Raw genomic sequence first — 14,102 nt, 5'->3', positions numbered from 1 at the left:
GCCCGCGTGTCAGGAAGATTAAGTTGTTTCACCCTGGCCAAGGGAGGGAGTATGTTTTGACGTTTGTGAAGAACTTCATGGCCTCGATGACGCCCTCCTTGACGCCATTGCCGCTGTCCTTGATGCCACCAAAGGGGCTCATTTCTATGCGGTAGCCGGGTTGTTCCCAGATGTTGCAGGTGCCCACGTTCAGCCCGTTGATATAGGCAATGGCGCGGTTCAGGTCATTGGTGCAGACGCCCGAGGACAGGCCGAACTGGGTTGAGTTCGAGATGGCCATCACCTTGGCGTCGTCATCGGGGACACGCACGATGGGCACAATCGGGCCAAAGGTTTCTTCCATCACCAGCTCGCTGTCATGGGGCACTTTATCCACCACGATGGGTGGCAAAAGCGCGCCCTGACGGCCGGGGTGATAGAGGATTTCGGCCCCTTGCTCTTCGGCCATGAAGACCCGTTTTTCAAACAGTTCAGCCGCCTGCGCATGGATCACGCAGCCCAGCTCGGTCGCCGGGTCCTGCGGGTCGCCGAACCGGATCTTTTTGGCCTTCTCCAGCACCAGCGGCACAAACCTGTCGGCCACGCTTTCCTGCACCAGAATGCGTTTCACCGCGGTACAGCGCTGACCGGAATTGCCCGTCGCGCCCGCCACCGCAATCGTCGCGGCCTTGTCCAGATCGGCGTCAGTCAGATCATTGCAGATGATCAGCGGATCATTCCCGCCCAGCTCCAGCGCCTGACGTTTATACCCGGCTTTGGCGGCGATGATCTTGCCCACCGGCACGCCGCCGGTAAAGGTGATGATGTCGATGTTGTCATTGGTGATCATCTCATCGCCAATATCGCCCGGCAGGCCGGTCACCACCTGGAACATCTCGGGCGGCAGCCCGGCCTCGTACAGGATATCCGCCAGCGCGATGCAGGTCAGCGGCGTCAGTTCGGTCGGCTTGCAGACCATGCAGTTGTTGGTGGCAATCGACGGCGCGATCTTGTGGCTGACCATGTTGAGCGGATGATTGAACGGCGTGATCGCAGAGATCGCCCGCACCGGCTCGCGCGTGGTGTAGATCTTGCGCTCCTTGCCGTTATGGGTCAGATCGCAGCTGAAGATTTCGCCATCGTCATTCATCGCCTGCCCGGCGGCGAACTGATACACATCCTGCGCGCGTTTTGTCTCGTAAATCGCGTGCTGGTGGCAAATCCCCAGCTCCAGCGTCAGCCATTTCGCCAGATCGTCGCGCTTCTCGCCGATCAGCTCGCCGGCACGCTGCAGGATCTGGCTGCGCTCGTAGCGGCTGAGCTTCGGCGTGTAATTGGCGGCAATCTCAAACGCCCGGCGGGCGTGTTCGGCCTGCCCCGCAGGTACGGTGCCCACCACGTCTTCGGTGTAGGGATATTTTACCTCGATCACATCATCGGTAAAGACAATCTCCCCGCCGATACGCATGCCCTCATGGCGGACTTCAATCGTGTCTTTCATATCGGGTTCCTTCCCTCAGAGTGCCGCAGCGGCGGTGGCATAAAAGAACGCATCAAAATTGCGCAACTCAGGCTGGTTCGGCAGATCAATGACCCGGTTCACGATGAAGGGCACCTCCTGTTCGGTCAAGCCACCATGGCTGCGCAAGGGCTCTTTCAGCGCCGCCAGATCATGCCGGTGCTCAGAAGTGCCGATGCAGATATTCTCGCCCGAAATCATGACGATATCGCCAATCCTGTCGCCCGGCAGATCAAACCGTCTGATCGCCTCGGCCTTGTCGATGACCAGAATCAATTCCTCCCGGGCCCGGAGCCTGGCCATGATATCAGCCCTGTCCGCACCCTCAGGCAGATAGGCGGTTGCAAAACTGCCAAGCGCGCCGTGGTGCACCACATAAGGGTCGGTGATCGGCAGAATCACCCGGGCCGCATCCTTGCCCAGCCACGCATCCATCAGATCCTGCGCATAGATCACGTTGGGCGACCCGTCCGCATGGTGCTTGGGCTTCATGCCGTGGTCGGCGGTCACGACAATGGCCGCGCCCAGGTCATCCAGTTGGCCCAGATATTTGTCGAACATGGCATAAAAATCCAGCGCACCCTGCTGATCGGGGGCGTATTTGTGCTGAATGTAATCGGTGGTCGACAGATACATCACGTCGGGCTGCCACTCTTTCAGAAGCTTCACCCCGGCGGCAAAGACGAACTCCGACAACTCTGCCGAATAAACCTCGGGCACCGGCATGCCCAGCCATGCACTGGCGTTGTCGATCCCATGCTCGGCCCGGGTGGTCTCGCCCGAACGCTCCGATGAGAACGCCACCGCACGATCTTCGTCAAATTTCAGCCCCGCGCCTAAAAGAGCCCGCAGCTTGTCCTTGGCAGTGACCACCGCAACACGCGCACCCGCCTCGTAGAATTTCGAAAAGATCGTCGGTGCGCGCAGAAAACGCACATCGTTCATCATCACCTCTTCGCCGCTTTCGGGGTCAATCAGGTAATTGCCGCAGATGCCATGCACACTCGGCGGGCGACCGGTGGCAATCGACAGGTTGTTGGGGTTGGTGAACGACGGGATCACCGAATGCGCCAGACGGTCCGTCCCGGTTTCGCGCATCCGCTTCAGCACCGGCATCAGACCCCGCGAAATAGCCTCCGTCAGATACGCGGGCTCGCACCCGTCCAGACAAATCGAAATCGCGCAAACCTTCGGCGCTGAATAAATACGGTCGTTCGCTACAACCGGTGTTTGGATCGTCATACCTGTATTCCTTTGTAATCAAGCGGCCAGTTTGGCACGTTCTTCCAGCGCAGCTGCAGGAGGGGCAGCGCTTGCGACACCCATTTCAGCCAGCGTTTCCTTGGCGGCGGTCACAACCTGCCGCATAACCTCGGCGTCCATCTGCCCGATACAGCCGACACGGAAACTGTCAACCACTGTCAGTTTACCGGGATAGATAATGAAGCCCCTGTCCTTCATCAGTCCGTAAAATCGAGAAAACTCGAAATTGGGATCGGCAGGGCAGAAAAACGTCACGATAATAGGGCTAAGCCAGCGATCTTTCAGGAGGGTTTCAAACCCCAGATCGCGCATGCCTGCCACCATCACATCGCGGTTGTTGGTATATCGTGCGCCCCGCCCCGCCACACCGCCTTCGGCTTCATGTCCGCGCAGCGCCTCAAGAAAAGCGGCAACCACATGGGTGGGTGGGGTGAACCGCCACTGTCCGGTTTTTTCCATATTGTCCCATTGTGCATGCACATCCAGCGACAGTGAATGACAATTACCTTTGGACGCCTCCAGCTCGGATTTGCGGGCAATGACAAACCCGAAACCGGGCACTCCTTCGATGCATTTGTTCGCCGAGGAAACCATTGCCTCGTACCGGACCTTTGAAACTTCCAACGGGATGGCGCCGAAAGCCGACATCGAATCGACCAGCAATTTGCGGCCCGCCGCATAGGTGGCTTCCGATATCTCCTCAACTGGGTTCAGGATGCCAGAACTGGTTTCACAATGGATGGCCACCACATGGGTAATCGCCGAGTCGTCTGCTAATATCTGCGCTACCTCCTGGCCGCGTGGCGGTAGATAATCACCCTTGTCCAGCACAACATGTTCACGTCCCAGGTATTCCATTGTTTTGGCCGAACGTAGCCCATAAGCCCCGTTGGCCAGAACCAGTGCCTTGCCGTCTTTTGGAATAAACGTCCCCAACATTGCCTCGACCGCGAAGGAACCGCTGCCCTGCATCGGAACACAATCAAAGTCGTCCGCGCCGTCCCCTAGCAGGGATAACAGGCGCGTGCGCATATCTTGGGTCATGGCCCTGAAGTCATCATCCCAACTGCCCCAATCTCGCAGCATCGCCTCTTTCACGGCAAAAGAGGTGGTCAGCGGGCCGGGTGTTAAAAGATAGGGTTCGCCCAAACGGGGTGGTTCAATTTTCGTGCTGGGGGCTTTCATCAGACTACTCCGAAAAGGCGCTTCTGAAACACCATTGCAGGAACTCTATCCATATGTGAAATTGCAATTAACAATCGAAATATAGGTTTAGCTTATAGAGATACGATGGAATAATTTTATGCGCCACAGCCAATTGAAAGCCTTTCACCATGTCGCCCTGATGGGTGGTTTTTCACGCGCAGCCGAAGCGCTTTTATTGACGCAACCAGCGATCTCCGAACAGGTTCGAAAACTTGAGCAGGACCATGATGTCCTGTTATTTCACCGCGAGCGAAAGCGGGTGCGCCTGACCGAAGCGGGTGAACAGCTTTTTTTACTGACCAAGCGCTTTTTCGAGATTGAAAAACAGATCGAAGACTACATGTCCGAGACCAGCGCGGCAATTGACGGCGAATTAAGGATCATCGCCGATTCGGCCCACCACGTAACAGATATTCTGGGGCGTTTTCGCCGGCGTTATCCAGACGTTGCCATATCCTTGAGGGCCGGCAATACAGAAGATATTCTGGAAGCGTTGCGCGCTTATGATGCGGAAATCGGTGTTGTCGGAAACCTGCCCTCGGGAAAGGACATGGCAAGTATCGACTTGGGTGCGACCGAAATAACGGCCTTTGCCGCCAAGGGGTTTTTACCCGCATCGAAAAAAAGCATAAGTCTGCAAGAGCTGGCTGAACTGCCACTGATTTTTCGTGAAACGGGTTCGAAAACCCGTCAATACATGGAAGAAGAGGCCGCAAAGCACGCGATTACACTGACACCGGTGATTGTTGCCGAAGGTCGCGAAGCCGTTCGCGAGGTCGTCGCATCCGGAGCAGGTATTGGTTTTGTGTCCGAAGCAGAATACGTGCAGGATGATCGGCTGATGAAGATTCGCCTGGAAAACCTGTCTATCCGGATGAGCGAAACTATCGTGCACCTGACCCAGAGGCACGACGTCAAGGTGATCCGTGCCTTTATGGAACTCGCCAGCGCCGCCCAGATAGAAAAATAACCGCCCGGCCCGGTCCGACCTGGTGGCAAAGGTTCTTGATTAACGATTGCGCCAGGCCTGGGTCCGCTGCAGCACCCCTTTCGAAGCCAGAAGGTGCAGCAGGCGCGCCGCCGCGTTGGTATAAAAGATCATCATGCCCATCGCCGCTGCAGGTGCGATATCACCTGCGTCATCCATGTTCAGAACAGCAATCGAGGCAAGCGTTGTCTTGGGTGAATATAGAAACACAACCGCTGAAACCGTTGTCATGGCATTGACGAAAAGGTAGATCGAAATGTCCAATACCGAAGGCAGACAAACCGGCACGGTAACCCGGCTGAATAATTTCATGGTGGGTTGTTTCAACGATGCCGAAACAGACTCAAACTCGCGGTCCATCTGCTTTAACGCGGTCACCGCTGTCAGATGCGACACCGTGTAAAAGTGCGTGACCGAACAGATCACCAGAATCGCCATCGTCCCGTAGAGGGGATTCAGCGGATTGTTCGGGTTGTTGAAGAAAAAGATATAGGCCAGTCCAAGCACCATACCCGGGATTGCCATCGGCAACATGGCAAACATCTGAAAAAGGGAACGCCCCATTTTAAAGCCGTTTGATTTTTCCACCAGATAAGCACCAAAGAACACAATGGACGTGCCCGCAACCGCCGTCAAAAGCCCCAGTTTGATCGAGTTGAAATACGACCCCCAGCCACCGCCATCCATTTTGTCAAACTGGTAGTTGCTCAGGCTCAGGCTCAGATCATATGGCCAGAATTTGATCAAAGCCGCGAACTGGCAAACCGCAAGAAGCCCGACAATAAACAAGCCGATCAGGCTGCAATAGATCAGGAAAATCCGATCTGTACGGGGATTTGGATTTGGCTGATAAGGCACCGACCGGGCCGACAACTGGGCCACCTGTTTGGATTGCACCAGACGGTCAATCGCAAAGGCAAAAATGGCCGGAACCACCAGAACAACCGACACCACCGCGCCCATCTCAAAGTTCTGCTGACCAATCACCTGTTTGTAGATGTCGACCGCCAGCACGTTGAATTGCCCACCGATCACCTTGGGCAAGCCAAAGTCGGTAATCACCAGGTTGAACACAACAAACGCCGCCGAGATAAGCCCATAGCGCGCGCCGGGAATGGTTACTGTCCAGAAGGTTCGCCAAGGCGTTGCACGCAGGCTGGTGGCTGCCTCGTATAGGCGGGCATCTGAAATAGCCAGCGCTGTTGAGATAATCAAAAACGCATGCGGGAAAGTGAAAAAGATCGATCCGATTACAATGCCGATCGGCCCATAAATACTGGCACCAAACAGCAATTCTTTCAACATGCCCTGATTGCCAAATAGATATACAAGCGCGATGCCAGGCAGCAGTGATGGCACCAGGATCGGCGCCATGGCAATCAGCCGGAAAAGCCCCTTGAACCGCATACAGCTTCGGTTCAGCGCATAAGCGAACCAAAACGCAAGGGTGACGGTGACGATTGTGCTAACGACTGAAATCCAAAGCGAATTCTTGATCGAGTTGAACAGCGCAGGCGTCGAAAAGTAATTGACAAAGTTGTCCACACCCGTTGATTTTGTCGGCCTTAACTGGACCCGACGAAATGTGTTGGAATCCAGCGTGACCCATTCAGTGCCATCGTGCAAAGTAGATCCAACGAGAAAGCGACCATCCTCGACCGTATTCCGAATCTGATACTTGACCGGGCTGCGAAAGCTGAATTCGGGGAAAAAGTTGGTTACTCCAAGGCGCCCATCCGACCCGGCGCTTAGCTCCGTCGCGGTATAGGCGCCGGTGCTGGCATTCAGGTCGCTGGCGCGTAGAATCGTGCCCTCGAATTCCCCACTTTCATCACTGACCTGAAATTCGTAATTGGCTAACTCGAACCGGTAGGTCGAAAAAGATTTCGAAAGCATTGCATAAAGCGGCAAGGCAAGCGTCACCACCAGATACAGTGCAATCACCATCATGCCACCACGCATGATCAGATCGTCTCGGCTCAACTTACCTTTGACAACAGGCCCGGCAGGCATTCGTGATGTATGAGTCAAAGGCACCGTCATTGCGTGGCCTCATTGCGATCGAATGCCATCAGACGATCATCAGGTAACTCGATCATCATCTGCTTGCCTTCGCCCAGTTCAAGACGACGCACTGCATTAATCGAAAAATCTGCGATCAACTCGGTGTCGCCAAACCGCTTGCTGGCCAGTCGGCAACGCCAGAACGATCCAAGAAACTCCATTTCATCGACGGTAACCTCAAAAGCGTTTTCCTGCGTTGATATTTCATCCGTCAGCCCGGGCGACAGGGCATCGTCCCCGTGTGGAATAACATCTTCGGGTCGTATCGCCGCGATGATCGGTGTGCCGGCCGCAAAGTTATGAGGTCGGGATATCATTTCAGCTTCGCCAATTTTAATCCGCCCCGAGGTGCCGGCCACCGCATTAATTTGGTTCATTTCGCCAATGAAATCAGCCACAAACAATGTTGTTGGGTCCCGGTAAATCTCAGTTGGGGTTCCAACCTGTTCAATGACCCCTTGGTTCATCACCACAATCCGGTCGGCCATCGACAGTGCTTCTTCCTGATCGTGCGTTACCATGACGGTAGTCACGCCAAGTTTGCGTTGTAATTCCTTGATTTCATGACGCAAATGCACACGCACCTTGGCATCCAGGGCTGAAAGCGGTTCATCCAGCAGCAAAAGGCCGGGATTGGTTGCAATCGCCCGCGCCAGAGCGATCCTTTGTTGTTGCCCACCTGACAACTGTGCGGGATATTTCTTACCTTGCTCCGGCAGGCCAACCAGCTGCAACAGCTCGTTCACCCGCGCCGCAATTTCAGGCTTTTTGCGCCCGGTATTTTCAAGCCCGAAGGCGATGTTCTTTTCAATCGTAAGGTTGGGGAACAGTGCGTAAGATTGGAAAACTATACCGAAATCACGTTCGGACGGCGGCAGGTTTGACACGTCCTTGCCATCCTGCAGCACCCTGCCCTTGGTCTGCAGATCAAGGCCCGCGATAGCACGTAACAGCGTGGTCTTTCCACATCCGGATGGCCCGAGAAAGCAGACAAACTCACCTTCAATGATTTCCAGCGATATATCCTTGAGCGCAAGAAATGTCCCAAAGGCTTTCCACAGGTTTTCGATGCTCAGGTACGGTTCGCCGGATGGGTTTGTTTGCGTCACGTGATAAGTCCTTGAAACTTTTTTGCGTGGAGAATCCTGCCGCGGTCGGCTGCAACCAGGGGAAGATCCAACAGAGATGAGAAGAAAGCGAGGAAATGCGAGGGGCAGAATCCGCCCCTCGCATCGACGCCTTACTTAGCTTCGGACTTACCGTCGTAGCGGCTTTGCCATTCCTTAAGAATTGCTGCGCGATTATTGGCGGCAAATTCAAAATCGTTGTCGATCATCGCATCCAAAAGACCATCCGGGAAATGTTCGACCGGTTTGGCCACACCGGGATAGGCGACAACAGCATACCCAGAATTGTACATTTCGTTGGCTTCTTTGGTGACAGTGAAGTCGACCAGCGTTTGTGCTGCTTCAAGATTGGCCGTACCTGCGACGATCGCAGTTGCTTCCATGTCCCAACCCACACCTTCACTTGGAACGATGATTTCCAGAGGTGCGCCCGCTGCCTTTGATTTGGCACCGCGGAAAGCAAACGAAATGCCAATCGGAATTTCACCCGCCGCTGCAAGTTTGCACGGCTTCGAGCCGGAATGGGTATAGCGCGCGATGTTTTCATGCAGCGCATCCATATATTCCCAGCCACCCTCTTCGCCAAACATCTGCAGCCAGCTTGAAACGTCAAGGAATCCCGTACCTGAAGAGTTGGGGTTCGGCATAATCACATGACCTGCATATTGCGGATCTGTAAGGTCTTTCCAGGATGTAGGGGGCGTAAGCCCTGCCTTCTCTGCCTCGACTGTATTATAGCAAACCGAGGCCACCCAGGCGTCCATGCCGACCCACGCAGGCGGGTTGTCACCGTCGACAAATTTGGGATCAAGCTTTTCTACGCCAGCAGGCGCATAAGCCTCGAGCATTCCCTCGGACTTCAGCAACAAAAGCGAAGTCGCGGCAAGGCCCCAGATCACATCGGCCTGCGGATTGTCCCGTTCAGCCAGCAGTTTCGCCGTAATGATACCGGTAGAGTCGCGAACCCAGTTGATTTTGATATCTGGGTTGCCCTCGTTAAACTTTTCCGCGTAGCGCGCCAGGTCCTCTGCTTCGACCGCCGTATAAACGGTCAGCTCGGTCTCGGCCAAAGCCGAGGTGGCAGCCAGGGCCCCTGCTGCAATTGACGCAAAAATAGTTGCTTTGAGTTTCATTTGTTTCTCCTCTGTTGGTCATTTTCGGGATCTAGCGTCCCAGGCTATTGAGAAGCCTTTTATTGATTGTTCGCCGAACATACTTTGGCAGGTTTCCAGAACAAGAAAAATCGATAAAACCTACCACTTCATTATTCAGGCTTATGCGCCTAATTTACGGTCCAGAGTAATCTTCACAGATCATATCTGGTCAAAGAGACCAGTCTGTGATGCCAGAACCGAACAGTTTCAGAAACCCCGGAAAGGCGGTTAGCACAGTCATGTAAAACTATTTCAAAACATCCTGTCAACTTTGCAAGCATTCCGGCGAATTACTTGGGTGTACCCGGCAAAAGTAACAAAATCATATCGTGAAATACATCGCTGCAGAAGCTGCGTTCAAGAACCGAGGTTTAAGAATATCCTTAAGAAAACGCACCCAATGAGTTTAAAAAAAACTGGCTATCGTTTGGAAAAGCAATTTTTACCGGTCAGCAACGTGTCGCTAAAATACAATTTCACGTCGAATTTCGTCATTTTTTACTCGCGCCAGGCATCTAAGCTACCTGACAGCACGATAGGTATATATCGACTGCAAACAGCAGTGTTTCTGGGGATGGGAAGTTCACAATTTGAAAGTCGATTGTATTCCCGACCGCACAAAACCGCTCCAAATGCTACTAAGTATAGACCCGGATTGAGGAAAGTTTGCTGAACATGGCATCCAGCAGCGAACGCTTAATGAAATGGCGCTATGCTTAAAAAAACAACTCGAAAACAGGGAGAAAAAAATGAACCGAAAACATTGCAAACGTGGTGAAATCCACCCTGCGGCAGAAATGTACGCCCAGGAATTCCGTCAAGGTAAACTCAACCGGCGTGAGTTTTTCGCACGTGCAACAGCGTTGGGTGTCAGCAGCACAGCGGCCTATGGTCTGATTGGTGCAACCCTGCCCACCGCAGCACATGCAGAGACCAAACAGGGTGGTACACTGCGTTGCCAGATGGAAGTTCGCGGCACCAAAGACACCCGTACCGCCGACTGGTCGGAAATTGCCAACGTTACCCGCGGCACACTGGAATATCTGGTAGAATATAACAACGACGGCACGTTCCGCGGTATGTTGCTGGAAAGCTGGGAAGCGAACGAAGACGCCACTCAATATACGCTGAAGGTTCGCAAGGGTGTGAAGTGGAACAACGGTGACGACTTTACTGCCGATGACGTGGTGCGCAATTTTGAACGCTGGTCCGACAAGACCGTAGAAGGCAACTCGATGGCCGGTCGTATGGCCACATTGATCGACGAAGACAGCCAGAAAGTGATCGAAGGCGCAGTTACCGCCGTCGATAGCCACACAGTTCTTATCAAGATGCCGAAACCCGATATCTCGATCATTCCGGGCATTGCAGACTATCCGTCAGCCGTTGTTCACAGCAGCTATGACCCGGAACAGGGCAAAGACGCTGTTGGTACCGGGCCCTACCTGATCGAAGAGATTGAGGTCGGTGTAAAGGCCACTTTGGTGCGCAACGAAAACCACACATGGTGGGGCACCGACGTTTACGGCGGCCCCTACCTGGACCGTATCGAATACATCGATTATGGCACCGACCCGGCTTCGTGGGTTGCCGCGGCAGATGCGGATGAGATCGACATGGTCCATCGATCGGAAGGCGAGTTTGTCGAGCTTCTGGATTCGATCGGATGGCCGACATCCGAAGTGGCCACCGCAGCCACAGTCGTGATCCGGCCCAATCAGCTTGCCGAAGTGGATGGCAAGAAACCCTACGCCGATGTTCGTGTGCGCAAAGCACTTCAGATGGCAGTTGACAACGCGATTGTGCTGGAACTGGGATTGAACGGAAATGGCGTTACCGCTGAGAACCATCACGTGGCGCCGGTGCACCCCGAATACGCCAAACTGCCTCCTCAAAAGCACGACCCTGCAGGCGCGCTTGCACTGATGAAAGAGGCCGGCATGGAAGATTTCGAGCATGAAATCATTTCAATCGACGACGGCTATCGCAAGAACACCACCGATGCGGTTGCAGCGCAGCTTCGCGATGCCGGTATCAAAGTAAAACGGACGGTCTTGCCTGGGTCTACCTTCTGGAACGACTGGACAAAATACCCGTTCAGTTCCACCAACTGGAACCATCGGCCGTTGGGTGTTCAGATCCACGCACTTGCGTATCGCTCGGGTGAAGCCTGGAACGAATTTGGTTGGGCAAACGCCGAATTTGACGGGTTGCTGAATGAGGCTCTGTCTCTGGCGGACGCAGAGAAACGCCGTGTGGTAATGGAAAAAATGGAAAAACTGATCCAGGACGAAGGCGTCACCATTCAGCCTTACTGGCGCAAGCTGTTCCGGAATGCCAAGCCAGAACTGACCGGCACGGATCAGCAAATTTCGTTCGAACATCACCATTACAAGTTCGGGTGGTCTGCCTAATATACGTTCTGCGCGGGGCCGCTGAACTTGGCGGCCCTGCCCTTGAATTTGCGGAAACCTCAGGCTGAGACCTGAACCACAAGCATCGCAAAGATGCATCGTTTCTGCGACCTGAAAATGGGGATGTCATGGGAGTTTTCATTCTTCGCCGGTTGGGGGTTATGCTCCTGACCGCAGTGTGCCTGACCTATATCGTCTTTTTTCTGACGAACCTTTATCCAAACCTTGAAAAGGTTGCCAAGTTCGAAGGCAACATGCGGATGACCGATGAGCAGGTCACCACATGGCTTGGCACGAACGGCTATCTTAGGCCGAACGTCATCAAATATGGCGAATGGCTGGGTGTGGTTCCGGGTTTCAAGCGCACCACTGAAGACGGTGAGGTGAAAGGCCGCTGTATAGGACAAGGCATCGATCCCGCGGATGCCCCGACATTCTGTGGCATCCTGCAAGGGTACTGGGGCGATAGCAGTGTTTTCAAAGAGCCCGTTTCGGAAACCATCGCCAAACGCCTTGCCCTTACCGGCAAACTGATGCTGACAGTGCTTCTGGTGATGGTGCCAAGCGCGCTGATCGTGGGGATTCTGGCCGGGATGAAAGAAGGGTCGCGCACCGACCGATCGCTTTCAACCTTTTCTATCCTCAGCACGGCCACGCCTGAATATGTATCAGGTGTTATCTTTATAGCGGTTTTCGCATCCTCGGCCGTTGGGCTGAAATGGTTCAAGGGCAGTGCAACCAGCGCGATGGATGATGCCACTTTTGCAAACTTCACCCTGCCGGTGCTGACCATCGCGCTTTATGGTATGGGATACATCGCCCGTATGACCCGCGCCTCGATGGCCGAAGTGATGACCGCGCAATATATCCGCACCGCGCGGCTGAAGGGCGTGAAATTCACCACTATCGTGTTCAAACATGCGCTGCGCAATGCGCTGATTGCCCCTTTCACGGTGATCATGCTGCAGGTTCCCTGGCTGTTAAACGGTGTCGTGATCGTCGAGACACTTTTTAACTACAAGGGCTTTGGTTGGGTTCTGGTGCAGGCTGCAAGCAACAACGATATCGAGTTGTTGCTTGGCGTTTCCGTAGTTTCCGTCGTCGTGGTTCTGCTGACGCAGCTGATCTCAGATATCGGTTACGTCTATTTGAATCCACGCATCCGCATATCCTGAAGGAGCTGAGACATGGAACCACTTTCCGCATCCGGAATTTTCATCCAGATACTCATCCAGCTTCTACCGGTCTGGATTGCGATGATCGCGACATTCTGGCTTTCAATCGCCTACAAACGTCGGCTGGGCCTTTATGGCAAACTGTTCGACAGCATGATCGGCATGATCGGTTTTTGTATCGTTATATTCTGGGTTTATGCTGGCTTCTTCGGGTCGCTTGACCTGATCCTGACCCATGATCCGTTGACACAGCTTTCGGGTATGAAAAACAAAGTGCCGGGAACGCCTGTGCCCGACAACTCAGTCCCATACCCGCATTACCTGCTGGGGGGCGATAATCTGGCGCGTGATGTCTTCAGCCGGGTCATTGCCGGGGCCTGGGTCGTGATCCGGATTGCACCGCTGGCGACGCTTTTTGCCTTTATGGTCGGCATCACACTTGGGCTTCCTGCGGGATATTTCGGCGGACGGCTGGATACCATCCTGTCATTCATCGCCAACCTTATCCTGGCCTTCCCGGTAATTCTTCTTTTCTACCTGTTGGTCACGCCCGAGATCGTCCTGACAGGCCTGCCGCAATACATGGCAGCGGTGCTGTTCTTTTTCCCGCTGATCTTTCTTTTCGTACTGGTCAATTCGCGGTTCCACACGCAACCCGCAGCGCGCAACATCATGGTGACTTTGATCGCGCTTGTGGGCGGATGGCTATATCTGTCGCTGATTTCTCAGTCGGGCGGCAACTCGGCCATCAGTATCCTTCCGGCGGCCATTGATGGGTTTGATATCCCGGGCGGTTTGCTTGTGGTGTTCGTCTCGGTGGTTTTTGTAAACTCGCCCACAGTGTTCCGGATCGTGCGGGGCCTGACGCTGGACATCAAATCGCGCGACTATGTCGCCGCAGCGCAGACCCGGGGGGAAGGGCCATGGTATATCATGTTATGGGAAATCCTGCCCAACGTCCGTGGTCCACTGATCGTCGATTTCTGCCTGCGCATCGGCTATGTAACCATCCTGCTGGGCACCCTGGGCTTTTTCGGATTGGGCCTGCCACCCGAAAGCCCCGACTGGGGATCTACGATCAACGAAGGGCGCAAACTGTTGTCGGTCTATCTGCACCCCGCGCTGCCGCCCGCGCTCGCATTGCTAAGCCTTGTGCTTGGTCTGAACCTGTTGGCGGACGGGCTGCGCGAAGAAAGCCTGAGGGATTGATACG

10 protein-coding genes are annotated in these 14,102 nt (G+C 54.3%); 4 read left to right on the top strand and 6 right to left on the bottom strand.

Going from position 1 to position 14,102, the window contains the following annotated elements:
- Positions 1-28: 28 nt before the first annotated feature.
- The 3 genes from phnY to PEL8287_RS00835 are packed head-to-tail and all read right to left on the bottom strand — an operon-like array spanning position 29 to position 3,946.
- Positions 29-1,480 (bottom strand): phosphonoacetaldehyde dehydrogenase, encoded by a 1,452-nt coding sequence (gene phnY, locus PEL8287_RS00845; protein WP_085890471.1) that lies wholly within the window; start codon positions 1,478-1,480, stop codon positions 29-31.
- Positions 1,481-1,495: 15 nt separating this feature from the next.
- Positions 1,496-2,740, bottom strand: a complete 1,245-nt coding sequence (gene phnA / locus PEL8287_RS00840; protein ID WP_085890470.1) for a phosphonoacetate hydrolase — start codon at positions 2,738-2,740, stop codon at positions 1,496-1,498.
- An 18-nt stretch (positions 2,741-2,758) separates the two neighbouring features.
- Positions 2,759-3,946, bottom strand: coding sequence for a 2-aminoethylphosphonate--pyruvate transaminase (locus PEL8287_RS00835; protein ID WP_085890469.1), 1,188 nt, complete (start codon positions 3,944-3,946; stop codon positions 2,759-2,761).
- A 118-nt stretch (positions 3,947-4,064) separates the two neighbouring features.
- Here PEL8287_RS00835 and PEL8287_RS00830 point away from each other — a divergent pair, with 118 nt between their 5' ends.
- Positions 4,065-4,937 carry a LysR substrate-binding domain-containing protein gene (locus PEL8287_RS00830; protein WP_085890468.1) on the top strand — a complete coding sequence of 291 codons (873 nt, stop codon included), beginning with the start codon at positions 4,065-4,067 and terminating at the stop codon, positions 4,935-4,937.
- Between the two features lie 39 nt (positions 4,938-4,976).
- Here the strand turns inward: PEL8287_RS00830 and PEL8287_RS00825 are convergent, their stop codons facing one another.
- From PEL8287_RS00825 to PEL8287_RS00815, 3 genes are all read right to left on the bottom strand, one after another.
- A complete protein-coding gene (locus PEL8287_RS00825; protein ID WP_085890467.1) occupies positions 4,977-6,998 on the bottom strand; it encodes a putative 2-aminoethylphosphonate ABC transporter permease subunit in 2,022 nt (673 codons plus the stop codon).
- On the bottom strand, positions 6,995-8,128 hold the full coding sequence (locus tag PEL8287_RS00820; RefSeq protein WP_085890466.1) for a putative 2-aminoethylphosphonate ABC transporter ATP-binding protein: 1,134 nt from the start codon (positions 8,126-8,128) through the stop codon (positions 6,995-6,997). The genes PEL8287_RS00825 and PEL8287_RS00820 overlap by 4 nt, the downstream gene beginning before the upstream one ends.
- Before the next feature lie 131 nt (positions 8,129-8,259).
- Positions 8,260-9,279 (bottom strand): putative 2-aminoethylphosphonate ABC transporter substrate-binding protein, encoded by a 1,020-nt coding sequence (locus PEL8287_RS00815; RefSeq protein WP_085890465.1) that lies wholly within the window; start codon positions 9,277-9,279, stop codon positions 8,260-8,262.
- A gap of 770 nt (positions 9,280-10,049) precedes the next feature.
- On the opposite strand from PEL8287_RS00815, the gene PEL8287_RS00810 reads away from it, so the two are divergent.
- The 3 genes from PEL8287_RS00810 (at position 10,050) to PEL8287_RS00800 (ending at position 14,098) form a co-directional block, all read left to right on the top strand.
- Positions 10,050-11,714 carry an ABC transporter substrate-binding protein gene (locus PEL8287_RS00810; protein ID WP_085890464.1) on the top strand — a complete coding sequence of 555 codons (1,665 nt, stop codon included), beginning with the start codon at positions 10,050-10,052 and terminating at the stop codon, positions 11,712-11,714.
- 128 nt (positions 11,715-11,842) lie between these two features.
- Positions 11,843-12,889, top strand: a complete 1,047-nt coding sequence (locus tag PEL8287_RS00805; protein WP_085890463.1) for an ABC transporter permease — start codon at positions 11,843-11,845, stop codon at positions 12,887-12,889.
- Between the two features lie 12 nt (positions 12,890-12,901).
- Positions 12,902-14,098, top strand: a complete 1,197-nt coding sequence (locus tag PEL8287_RS00800) for an ABC transporter permease (protein WP_085890462.1) — start codon at positions 12,902-12,904, stop codon at positions 14,096-14,098.
- Positions 14,099-14,102: the final 4 nt, after the last annotated feature.

The sequence above is a fragment of the Roseovarius litorisediminis genome (genome assembly GCF_900172295.1).
In the GTDB taxonomy this organism is placed as follows: Bacteria; Pseudomonadota; Alphaproteobacteria; order Rhodobacterales; family Rhodobacteraceae; genus Roseovarius; species Roseovarius litorisediminis.
The sequence above is the reverse complement of the archived record's forward strand: the minus strand, read 5'-3'. Positions and strand labels throughout refer to the sequence as shown.

Coding starts and splice junctions, on each gene's coding strand:
- phnY (WP_085890471.1), bottom strand. CDS start 1,480: ATGAAAGACACGATTGAAGTCCGCCATGAGGGCATGCGTATCGGCGGG.
- phnA (WP_085890470.1), bottom strand. CDS start 2,740: ATGACGATCCAAACACCGGTTGTAGCGAACGACCGTATTTATTCAGCG.
- PEL8287_RS00835 (WP_085890469.1), bottom strand. CDS start 3,946: ATGAAAGCCCCCAGCACGAAAATTGAACCACCCCGTTTGGGCGAACCC.
- PEL8287_RS00830 (WP_085890468.1), top strand. CDS start 4,065: ATGCGCCACAGCCAATTGAAAGCCTTTCACCATGTCGCCCTGATGGGT.
- PEL8287_RS00825 (WP_085890467.1), bottom strand. CDS start 6,998: ATGACGGTGCCTTTGACTCATACATCACGAATGCCTGCCGGGCCTGTT.
- PEL8287_RS00815 (WP_085890465.1), bottom strand. CDS start 9,279: ATGAAACTCAAAGCAACTATTTTTGCGTCAATTGCAGCAGGGGCCCTG.
- PEL8287_RS00810 (WP_085890464.1), top strand. CDS start 10,050: ATGAACCGAAAACATTGCAAACGTGGTGAAATCCACCCTGCGGCAGAA.
- PEL8287_RS00805 (WP_085890463.1), top strand. CDS start 11,843: ATGGGAGTTTTCATTCTTCGCCGGTTGGGGGTTATGCTCCTGACCGCA.
- PEL8287_RS00800 (WP_085890462.1), top strand. CDS start 12,902: ATGGAACCACTTTCCGCATCCGGAATTTTCATCCAGATACTCATCCAG.